The sequence below is a fragment of the Pseudomonas sp. FP603 genome (assembly GCF_030687415.1).
Lineage (GTDB): Bacteria > Pseudomonadota > Gammaproteobacteria > Pseudomonadales > Pseudomonadaceae > Aquipseudomonas > Aquipseudomonas wuhanensis.
Window position 1 is genome coordinate 3,521,712 of record NZ_CP117431.1, and the last position, 10,482, is coordinate 3,532,193.

General features: G+C 59.9%; 10 protein-coding genes and 1 tRNA gene. 2 read left to right on the top strand and 9 right to left on the bottom strand.

What is annotated here, in order from left to right; genetic code table 11:
- The first annotated feature begins 27 nt into the window (after positions 1 to 27).
- Positions 28 to 459: a nuclear transport factor 2 family protein gene (locus PSH65_RS16285; protein WP_305421225.1), complete on the top strand. Its 432-nt coding sequence runs from the start codon at positions 28 to 30 to the stop codon at positions 457 to 459.
- Positions 460 to 584: 125 nt separating this feature from the next.
- Here PSH65_RS16285 and PSH65_RS16290 read toward each other — a convergent pair whose 3' ends face one another.
- The 4 genes from PSH65_RS16290 to PSH65_RS16305 all read right to left on the bottom strand — a co-directional run bounded on the left by PSH65_RS16290 (position 585) and on the right by PSH65_RS16305 (position 4,193).
- Positions 585 to 887, bottom strand: coding sequence for a hypothetical protein (locus PSH65_RS16290; protein WP_305421227.1), 303 nt, complete (start codon positions 885 to 887; stop codon positions 585 to 587).
- Positions 888 to 1,201: 314 nt separating this feature from the next.
- Positions 1,202 to 2,710, bottom strand: coding sequence for a tripartite tricarboxylate transporter permease (locus PSH65_RS16295; protein WP_305421229.1), 1,509 nt, complete (start codon positions 2,708 to 2,710; stop codon positions 1,202 to 1,204).
- Between the two features lie 24 nt (positions 2,711 to 2,734).
- On the bottom strand, positions 2,735 to 3,226 hold the full coding sequence (locus PSH65_RS16300) for a tripartite tricarboxylate transporter TctB family protein (RefSeq protein ID WP_305421230.1): 492 nt from the start codon (positions 3,224 to 3,226) through the stop codon (positions 2,735 to 2,737).
- Position 3,227: 1 nt separating this feature from the next.
- Positions 3,228 to 4,193 (bottom strand): tripartite tricarboxylate transporter substrate binding protein, encoded by a 966-nt coding sequence (locus tag PSH65_RS16305; RefSeq protein ID WP_305421232.1) that lies wholly within the window; start codon positions 4,191 to 4,193, stop codon positions 3,228 to 3,230.
- A 237-nt stretch (positions 4,194 to 4,430) separates the two neighbouring features.
- Here PSH65_RS16305 and PSH65_RS16310 point away from each other — a divergent pair, with 237 nt between their 5' ends.
- Positions 4,431 to 5,084: a hydrolase gene (locus PSH65_RS16310; protein WP_123722783.1), complete on the top strand. Its 654-nt coding sequence runs from the start codon at positions 4,431 to 4,433 to the stop codon at positions 5,082 to 5,084.
- A 311-nt stretch (positions 5,085 to 5,395) separates the two neighbouring features.
- On the opposite strand, the gene PSH65_RS16315 is transcribed toward PSH65_RS16310, so the two are convergent.
- From PSH65_RS16315 to fdhE, 5 genes are all read right to left on the bottom strand, one after another.
- Positions 5,396 to 5,851 (bottom strand): hypothetical protein, encoded by a 456-nt coding sequence (locus PSH65_RS16315; protein WP_305421235.1) that lies wholly within the window; start codon positions 5,849 to 5,851, stop codon positions 5,396 to 5,398.
- 161 nt (positions 5,852 to 6,012) lie between these two features.
- Positions 6,013 to 6,108 (bottom strand) — tRNA-Sec (locus PSH65_RS16320).
- A 6-nt stretch (positions 6,109 to 6,114) separates the two neighbouring features.
- Positions 6,115 to 8,034 carry a selenocysteine-specific translation elongation factor gene (gene selB / locus PSH65_RS16325; RefSeq protein WP_305421237.1) on the bottom strand — a complete coding sequence of 640 codons (1,920 nt, stop codon included), beginning with the start codon at positions 8,032 to 8,034 and terminating at the stop codon, positions 6,115 to 6,117.
- Positions 8,031 to 9,479 carry an L-seryl-tRNA(Sec) selenium transferase gene (gene selA, locus PSH65_RS16330; protein ID WP_305421239.1) on the bottom strand — a complete coding sequence of 483 codons (1,449 nt, stop codon included), beginning with the start codon at positions 9,477 to 9,479 and terminating at the stop codon, positions 8,031 to 8,033. The genes selB and selA overlap by 4 nt, the downstream gene beginning before the upstream one ends.
- Before the next feature lie 72 nt (positions 9,480 to 9,551).
- Positions 9,552 to 10,478 carry a formate dehydrogenase accessory protein FdhE gene (gene fdhE, locus PSH65_RS16335; RefSeq protein ID WP_305421240.1) on the bottom strand — a complete coding sequence of 309 codons (927 nt, stop codon included), beginning with the start codon at positions 10,476 to 10,478 and terminating at the stop codon, positions 9,552 to 9,554.
- Positions 10,479 to 10,482: the final 4 nt, after the last annotated feature.

Here is a 10,482-nt window from a genome sequence, read left to right on the forward strand (position 1 = left end):
ATCTCCATAACAACAAGGAAAATACCCATGAAAAAAACGAAATTGCTTATCGGCTTCTTGTGCCTCTTCAGCGGCTACGTGATGGCAGCCCCCTCCTCCGGCGAGAAAGACGTCGCCGTGGCGGTAGACCATCTGACTCAAGCCATGCTGACCAAGAACATTCCCAAACTGAATGCGCTCACCGCTGAAAACCTTACCTACGGCCATTCCAGCGGGAAAATCCAGGACAAGAAAGCGTTTATCGCCGACATCGAAAGCGGCAAAAGCGCTTTCAAGACACTCGAAATGCAAGGCCAGACCATCACGCTCTCGGGTGATGTGGCGTTGGTTCGTCATCATTTTTCGGCGCAAGCCATCAAGGGTGAAGAGATCGTTCCCACGGAAATCGAGAACTTCCAGATCTGGCAGAAACAGCAAGGCAAATGGCTACTGGTAGGACGACAAGCGTTCCGCTTCTGATCAGGCGTTGGCTGCGATCTTTAGGCCCATTCGCGAGCAGGCTCGCTCCGACATTTGACCGCGTTCTCAAGGTGGATACGGTTCAGTGTGGGAGCCTGCTCGCGATAGCGTCAGATCAAACACCGCTAAACAGCAGTCTTGAACCCCTCCTCCCGCTGCAACGCCCGAGCCTGAATCACATCCAGTATTGCGCAACCTTCGCGCATCAGCAGATGCACCGCCCGGGTGACGCGGGTCAGGTCGCAGTCGGAAATGCCTGTGAGATTGAGGCTGGACAAGGTATCCGTCAGATCGCGAACCACGGTGAAGCGGTGCATGGCGCAAGCGGCCATGTCGCTGAGTTCTTTGTGGGTGTTGATGAAGAGCACCGGGTTTTCGGCGTCGTAGGTGTCGATGGGAAGGTAGCGTGGCATGACTTGGTCGAACATTGAGGTAGCTCCTGATTAATGAGTTTTCCTAGGTTATCGACCGGCCAAGATCGTCGCGAAATTTGCCGCGAGCCGGAACTATAAAGGGCTGTGCTGGAGCGCCGCAACGGGAGACTCTGTCAGAAACTTCCGAAGATTTTGTGGGTAGCTCGATGATCGTTCCCACGCTCTGCGTGGGAACGCAGCCCGGGACGCTCTGCGTCCCTTCCGCAGCCGAACGCGGAGCGTCCGTTGAGGCATTCCCACGCGGAGCATGGGAACGATCTACGTGGTGATTCATGAGCGCGTGATGCTCGGACTGGCTCGCGAAACGCTCAATCATCCTCATGCAATTTGATCCCGCGTTTATGCAGCACGTACGGAACCAGCAGCACCAGCAGCGTCAGCGCCAGGAGCGAGGCGGCGATGGGTTGCGTCACAAATATCATCCAGTCGCCCTGGCTGATCGACAAGGCGTTGCGCAGTTGTTTTTCCGCCATCGGGCCCAGCAGCATACCGACGATCACCGGGGCGACGGGGAAATCGAAACGCCGCATCAACACCCCGGCCCAGCCGATGGCCAACATCAGAAACAGGTCGAACGTCGAGTGGCGCATGCCGTACACGCCGATGGTCGCGAATACCAGAATGCCGGCGTTCAGGTATGGCCGGGGGATCTGCAGGAGCTTGACCCACAGGCCCACCAATGGAAGGTTCAGCACCAGCAGAATGGCGTTGCCGATGTACAAGGAAGCCACCAGGGTCCAGACCAGTTCGCCCGAGGTCTGGAACAGCAGCGGCCCCGGTTGCAGGTTGTAGTTCTGGAACGCGGCCAACAGAATCGCCGCGGTGGCCGAGGTCGGGATGCCCAGGGTCAGCAACGGCACCAGCGAACCGGTGGCGCTGGCATTGTTGGCCGCCTCGGGGCCGGCGACACCTTCGATGGCGCCCTCGCCTTTGCTGGCCGCGAACTCTTTCGGGTATTTGCTGAGTTTGCGTTCGGTCGAATAAGACAGGAATGTCGGAATTTCCGCGCCACCGGCCGGAATGGAGCCGAAGGGAAAACCGATCAGGGTGCCCCGTAGCCACGCGGGGATCGAGCGTTTCCAGTCGGCGCGGGTCATCCACAACGAGGTCAAGCGATGTCGGCTGGCCGTTTCTTCCTTTTGGTAGAGCACGCTGTACAACGCCTCTCCGACGGCAAACAACCCCACCGCGACGAGCACCACTTCGATGCCATCGACCAACTCGGGCACCTCCAGGGTGTAGCGAGCTATGCCTGAGGTCGAGTCCAGACCGATCAAGCCGATGGTCAGTCCGATCCCCAACGAAACGAAGCCGCGCAGCATCGACGCACCGAGCACCGCCGACACCGTGGTGAAGGCCAGCACCAGAATCGCGAAATACTCCGCCGGCCCGAACTTCAGTGCCAGTGTGGCTACGAGTGGAGCGAACAAGGTCAGCAAGATTGTCGCAATGGTGCCAGCCACGAATGAGCCGATAGCAGCCGTCGCCAAGGCGGGGCCTGCGCGCCCGTTGCGGGCCATGAGGTTGCCTTCCAGGGCCGTGACCATGGAGGACGACTCACCCGGGGTGTTGAGCAGAATCGAGGTGGTGGAGCCGCCAAACTGAGCGCCGTAATAGATGCCGGCAAACATGATCAGCGCGCCGGTAGGATCGACCTTGGCGGTAATCGGCAGCAGCAGCGCGACCGTCAGTGCCGGCCCGATCCCCGGCAAAACACCGATCGCGGTACCCAGCAGGCAGCCGATAAAGCCCCACATCAGATTGATTGGCGCCAACGCGGCACCAAAGCCGGTTGCCAGACTCGCGAGAATGTCCACCTTGTCGACCTCCTTCGGCCTGGATCAGATCCAGGCGTTGACCAGGGGCGGAAGGGAAACCCCTAGCCCGGCGGTGAAAAGCCAGTAGATCGGCAGCGTCAGGGCGATGCCGATGGCCAGGTCCCGCAGTGGGCTGCGACTGCCAAAACCTCGTGCAGAACAGGCAAACAGCAGTGCCGCAGCCAAGACGAAGCCGATGTATGTAATGAGCAAGGCAACGCCCACCAGCCCCGCCGTGACCCAGGTTGCGCCGAGCTTGCCGCCGGGCAGAGCCTGGGTGGTCTCATGGTCGTCGGGAAGGTTGCGAAAACCACCGGTGAGCGCCTGATAGCACATCAACAGACCGACGACGCCCAGAAACGCCGCGACGGCGTAGGGATAGACGTACGCCGCCATGATGACGAAGCCCATTTCGGCCGGAAACCGCGAGGCGCCGAACGCCAATACCGCGCTGATGACGACGATACTGACGCCAATCGCCAATTGGGTCGGCATGACTCTCCAGCGCCCGGCCATCTCAAAGCAGCCCGACCTTGACCAGCATTGCGCGCAGGCGCCCATGTTCTTCTTCGACGAATTTGCCGAAATCATCCCCGGTCAGAATGCTCGGTGACCATGCATTGGTTTTTACGTTTTCTTGCCATACGTTGCTTTTGGTGGCGGTCAGGACGGCTTCGGTCAGCTCTTTGCGCTGTTCGGGCGTCAGGCCCGCTGCGCCGTAAACGCCACGCCAGTTGCCAATCGTCACGTCATAGCCGCTTTCTTTAAGGGTCGGTGCATCGATGCCCTCTACGCGGTTGGGTGCGCCGATGGCGAGTAAGCGGAACTGCTTGGACTGCACGTATTTGGCAAGCTCCGCGTAGCCGCCGGTGATCACCGTGATGTGCCCCCCCAGCACCGCGGCAACGACTTCACCGCCCCCGGCGAAGGCAACGTAATTCACCTTGTTGACGGGAATGTCCATTTTGCTCGCCAGTTCGGCGATGCCGATGTGGTCGATCGAACCCTTGGAGCCGCCGCCCCATTTGATGCTGGACGGGTTGGCCTTGAAGTCTTTGAGCAAGTCGCTCAGGGTTTTGTACGGGGAGTCGTCACGCACGGCAATCACGTTGTATTCGGTAAACAGCCGGGCGATCGGTGTCACGTCCTTCAAGGTAATCTGCGGTTTATTCTGCTCGATGGCCGTGACCATGATCGCTCCGACCACGAGCAGGGCATTGGCGTCGCCCTTGGTGCCGTTGGCAAACTGCGCCAACCCCAGGGTGCCACCGGCGCCGCCCTTGTTCTCGAAGGTAGCGGACTTTGCCGTTTTCGCCTCGACCATGGCTTTGCCCAGGACGCGTGCGGTCTGGTCATAACCACCACCGACCGAACCCGGGGCCATGAACTTGACGGTGTCCAGCGCAAAAACCGGTGATGCGAGCGCGGCGGCGGTAATGAAAACGGCGAGGTTGCTGCTGAATCGACGGGCCAATGCAAACATGAGTCGTCTCCGGATAGCTGTTCTTGTTGTTTTCGATCAGGGAAGAGCCCCTGTTCGTTGAACATGCGTCTGGAAATAAGCGTAGGTCATAGTTGTGTTGTTGGCGGTATTTCAATGGCCTGCCCGCCGCCACTACTCCTACGAAAAAAACAGCACATCGACTCAATATTCCAGCCCGAATCTACGCAACCATGGCCTCGCGAATCATCCCTCACTTCATCCGTAAGGACATTCACCATGGCCATTGCAAAAGCAGTTCCCGGCAAAACCCTGCTGACCCCGACCGACCACACCCTGATCATGATCGATCACCAGTCGCAGATGTCGTTTGCAACCAAGTCCATCGATGCCGTCACCCTGCGCAATAACGCGGCCCTCGTCGCCAAGGCCGCAAGGGGCTTCAAGGTATCGACCATCCTCACCACCGTCGCCGAGAAGAGTTTTTCCGGCCCGATTTTCGACGAAATCAAATCGGTATTCCCGGAACACAAGGTGATCGACCGCACCAGCATGAACACCTGGGAGGACGAGCGTATTGCCGTCGAAGTCAACGCAGCCGGCAAGCAGAAAATCGTTCTGGCCGGCCTGTGGACTTCCGTGTGCATCGTTGGCCCGGCCCTTTCGGCGATTGACCAGGGTTTCGAGGTCTACGTGATTGCCGACGCCTGTGGCGATGTCACCACCGAGGCGCATGAAATGGCCTTGCAACGCATGATCCAGATCGGTGCCCGTCCCATGACATCGCTGCAGTACTTGCTTGAACTCCAGCGCGACTGGGCACGTACCGAGACTTACGATGAGACGGTGAAAACCTCCATCGCCAACGGCGGTGCCTATGGCCTGGGCCTGATCTACGCCAAGACCATGTTCAACGCCTCTGAAGGCCATTAAGCAAAAAGCAGCGACTCTCGGCATTCTGGAGTCGCAGCCCTTTTGGTGTTTGATCCATGATGTATGGAGCCCGGGCCTGAACTTCATGACGAGTTCAGGGGCAGAGGGATCGACGGCACTCACGCGCCCAAGTGCGGCGCCTATAACCCGTTCGATGCATGAAGTACTGCTGTTAATTTTGGCGAAGGCGCTAAGTCATACGAATACAATTATTTCAAACCAGATACCCTGCAATCAAAAACTGCAGGGTATCGCATCTCGATAAAATGCAGCAGGCGATGGATTGTTTTTTTGTAGATTTGTTAAAGCACTTAGTAGCGATATTGAAAAGTATAGCAAACAACCAAACCTTTCTCAGTAACACCTATTTCATCAAGCGTATTCTTTCCCCAGATGTAGTTACCTTTACCGTTGTCCATTATATTTGGAAGCCCCATATTCCTAAGCTCTTGAGCTATTTGGGTGAACGGTTTACCTTCAGCTTTGGTCTTAAATGGCGTGACATTCTTAAAATATTGTAGCGTAGACTCCCAACCCTTTCTCATTAAAAGACTTTGACCACATCTCTGTTCTATTTGGTGAATTAGAGCCAACCCCGTCGTTTTGGCAGTATCAACAGAGAGTTCATATTGAACTCCATGCTCCGGTTCATTAGGAGGCTTGGAACTACCTCCTCCGAACAGTCCAGAAAATTCGGCCGCCAGAGGCCCTGATACATTATCGCCATGTCCGACACGGACATAAACGCTGATTTTAGAGAGAGACATAAAAACTCCTTTTAATTCCCAGGAATATCAGAATTACTGCAACCTTGTTATAAATGACACCCATAAACGTTTCCACTGTCAAAAATGATAGTTCTGATAAGTGGTCAAGCGCCCAAGTGATCTATATCACGAAGTAATCGTGCGAAAGGGAAAACGCAAAATGGCGGAAGGCAGCCGGAGTCGAACCTGCCCGGGAACGGATGCCGTCCCCAACCGGGTTTGAAGCCCGGCCGCGCCACCGGGCGCGATTGCCTTCCTTGAACTCAGTCTGCTGTGCGTTGAGCCAGTGCATTGTCGAGCCGAATGTGGCGCCGGTCGCCAAAGCGTCGGGTCAGGCCGATTCGGTCGAAGTACTCAAGAATCTGAATGCTGCGCTTGCGCCCCAGGCCCACGGCATCGCGAAATGCGGTGACCTGAATCACCGGGTCATCGCTGGCCAATTGCACCAGCATAGCCGCCAATCGGCGCAGCAGCGTGTCGGTGTAGAACAGGTCACGAACCACTTGATGCACCAACCCCAGTCGCGCCATCTTGCGCAGCAGCAGGCGTACGGCGGCCTCTTCATGGCCCGTCGATTTCGCCAGATCACGCACCCACGGCGGATCGAAACCCGCCTGTTCGAACAGCGGCTGTAATTGTTGCCACAGGGTTTCGTCATCCTCGCTCAACCGCACTTGGTGATCGGGCAAATGCAGCCAGGGGCCGCTGGCGACAATCGTGCCGCTGGCCAGTAATTCGTCGAGCAGACTGATAAAGGTCGGCCGATCCAGCGCGGTGCCGGCGAAGCGACGCAGGCGATCCCTGTCCGGTCCCATTTGGTCCGGTTCGAGTTGATGAAAGCGTGCGAGGTGTTCCAGCAGCGGCGCTTTCAGGGCTTCCCAGCGGGCAGCGCTGAACAGCAACGGCCCCTGCCGCGTATCGATCAAGCGCACGTCATCGGGCAACTCCCAGCTATCGCGCGGGCGATTGAACTGGCGCTCCAGACGCTGCGGATCCAGCCCGGTGTCGCTGTTGGCCAGCAGCGTCGGCAGTGCTTGCTCCAGGCTGTTCGTGGTGGCCAGCGTCTGTAGCTGCGCCAATCGTTCGGGGCTGCGGCGGTGTCGGGCCGGGGCGAACGGATCAAGTACCCGGCCACCGCCAAGGGTGCGTTGGGCGCTTTGATCCCGCAGGATCAAACGGTCGCCCTTCACCGCCAGCACCGGCGCGTTCACCAGCAGTTGCGCGAACATCTGCGCTCCCGGTGCCAGGCTAGCGCCCTCCAGCAACGCCACTCGCCCGGTGACGTCCTGAGTGCCGAGGTGCACGTGCACCGGTTGAAAGTGCTCGAAGCTTCGCGCCTCGCTGGCCAACAAGGTCATTTGGATATCCAGACGCTGCGTCGGCGCATGCAGCCATTCGGCCAACAGCCAGTGGCCCCGGTGAATCTGCTCCAGGGCCAAACGCTCGGCATTCAGGTTCAGCGCGACTCGCTGCCCGGCCGTTGCGCTGTCAGCCGCCTGGTTCTGCGCATGCAGGCCTCGTACCCTCACCAGTTTGCCCAGCGGACTCAACATCAGCGTATCGCCCACGGTCACCTGGCCGGACAACGCGGTGCCCGTCACCACGATACCGGCGCCAGCCACGCTGAAGGCACGATCAATCGCCAGGCGAAAACCGCCGCTGGCGCTGCGTTGAAGCACCTCATGTTGCGCATCCAGCAAGGCTTGACGCAGTGTCTCGACACCCTCGCCGGTCACACTCGACAACGCGATTTGCGGCGCGTCGGCATACGGTCCGGGTGCCAGTAATGCTTTGATCTGTTCCCGGACGGCTTGCACCCGAGCAGGGTCGACGCGGTCGCATTTGGTGATTGCAATCAGTGCCCGGGGGATGCCCAGCAACTCGACAATCGCCACATGTTCGCGGGTCTGCGGCATGACCCCGTCATCGGCCGCCACCACCAACAACACCAGATCAATGCCCTGAGCGCCGGCCAGCATGTTGTGGGTGAAGCGCTCATGGCCGGGTACGTCGATAAAACCGGTCAGCGCGGCGCCCGGTTCCAGCGTCGCGTAGATGTAGCCGAGGTCGATGGTCATGCCACGTTCACGTTCTTCCCGGCGACGGTCGCCGGCCTGGCCGGTCAATGCCTGGAGCAAGGAGGTCTTGCCGTGATCAATATGCCCCGCGGTGCCGACAATCACCCGTCCCGGCCCTCCTCCTGCAATTGATCGAATGGCGCCAGCTGATTGAGCTGCGCCAGCCACGCGGCTTCGTCGTCCAGTTGGCGCAGGTCCAGCCAAAGCGCATCACCGTCGATGCGCCCGAGCACGGGAATCGGCAGCCGACGAAACCCGGCCTCCAGTCCCAGCAGTCGCCGCCCACGCAGACGTTTGGAAACGTTGGGCCGCAGGCATAACGCAGCGCTGGGCAGTCGCGCCACCGGCTGGCTGCCGCTGCCGATCATGCCCAGCGCCAGCACCGCGCTGACGGTCCAGCCGTCACCCAACACCTGCGCCAGTGACGGTTGCAGGCGTTCGGCCTGGGCGAAGATGTCGGCTTGGGGTCGGGTCAGCAGGCGCAGACTCGGCAGACGTTCGGCCAGCCGATCAGGATCGCGGTACAGCGCCAATACGGCTTCGAGGGCGGCCAGAGTCAGTTTGTCGACCCGCAGCGCGCGCTTGAGCGGGTTCTTCTTGATCTTCGCGATCAGGTCTTTGCGACCGACAATCAACCCGGCCTGGGGACCGCCGAGCAATTTGTCGCCGCTGAAGGTGACGATGTCTGCACCATCAAGCAGCGCCTGGCGCACCGTCGGTTCGGCGGGCAGGCCCCAGCGAGTCAGGTCCAGAAGGCTGCCGCTGCCCAGATCTTCCAGCAGCGGCAACCCGTGCCGGTGAGCCAGCTCGGCCAATTCAGCCGTCGGCACCCGGGCGGTAAAGCCTTCAATGGAATAATTGCTCGCATGTACGCGCATCACCAAACCACTGCGCGGACCGATGGCGGCCTCATAATCCCGCGCATGGGTGCGGTTGGTGGTTCCCACTTCGTGCAGCCGCACTCCGGCGCGAGCCATGATGTCGGGGATGCGGAAGGCGCCGCCGATCTCGATCAGTTCACCACGGGAAATGATGCCTTCCTTGCGTGCGCCCAAACTGTTGAGTGTCAGCAACACGGCGGCGGCATTGTTGTTGACCACGGTCACCGCTTCGGCGCCGGTCAGCTCGCGAATCAACCCTTCGATCAAATCATCCCGGTCGCCGCGCTTGCCACTGTGCAGGTCGAATTCCAGATTGAGCGGATAGCGGGCAGCAAGCTGAACGGCTTCGATAGCCGCCTGCGGCAACAACGCGCGCCCAAGGTTGGTGTGCAGCACCGTGCCGGTGAGGTTGAACACCCGGCGGACCTGGCTGCGATGCTGGATCGCCAGACGCTCGCCCGCCCTGCCCGCCAGTACCTCGGGGGCGATTTCAACGGCAGCGAGTTCACCCTTGAGCACTGGCTCGCGCAAGTCATCGAGCAGTTGCCGCAGGCCGGCCAGCAGCGCGTCACGCCCATAACGCTCGGCCAACGCCTGGCAGGCGGGATGGCGCAGCAAGCTGTCGATGGAGGGCAGCCGCAAGGTTTGGCTGGCGGAGGGTGCGGACATCAGAGGCTCCCGGAAGCGAATGACCGTCGCGTCTGAGTGTAGCCGCTGGGTTCACTGCTCAAGGGGACAGGCTCAGTCGCCTCCGGGTGCCAGCATCAGATTGGGCGATGGGCGCTGATAGCTTTCCTGCTCCAGGCGCATGTCGAGCATCAGGCTGGACAGGTCCGCCGAGAGCGCTTCGGCTTCGGCGTCGTTTTCCAGGTAGATCAGTTTCAGGTAGCTGTTGCAGCCGGGGCAGACTTCCGCCCGCAACGGTGCCTGATTGGCAGCGTGACGGTCATCCTCGAAGCTGACGTATTGAAGCCCCTTGCTCTGTTCGCAATACACGCATTTGACCCGCACCACGTGCCATTCGCAGGCACACAACGAGCACACCAGATAACGCAAACCGTTGTATTTGCCACGATGACGAATCACCCCGGCCATCGCCGGCGAACCGCAGGCCGGGCATTGGCTGAGGCTGTCGCCGCGCTTGAGTTCAAGGTTGGGTGAACTCAGCAGCCAATGGCTCCAGGCGGCTTGCAGCGCTGCACCGAGAAACGGCACCAGTTCTGCCGGCAGCATTGAATACTGGCCGCTGACCAAGGCAATCGCCCACGCTTTGAGCAGCCCCGGGTTGGCACTGCGCAAAGTCGCCACGGCGTTTTCTACCGCCGATTGTGGCGGCGGCTGATAGCGTAGCAACAAGGCTTCGAGAACGGGCAGCCAAACATTTTCGCGCACCAGACTGTCGGCAGCGAATGGTGGCAAGCCATGTTCCACGCACACCCGAAGACGTTCGGGATCGGGCATGGCCGCCGCGGGCGGATCGTCCATCAGGTTCTGTTGAACGTGGCACAGCCCCGCGATCAAGCGCAGATAGTCCGCCATGGGATGTCCGTCGGCCAGGCGTTCCAGGCGCAACGCACGCAAGGTGAATAGATTGTTCGGTGGCAGGTACAGAAACGGCGGTGAACTCGCCGCCGCTTCTATCTGCCCAGGCTCGAGGATCGTGGCCAAGAGG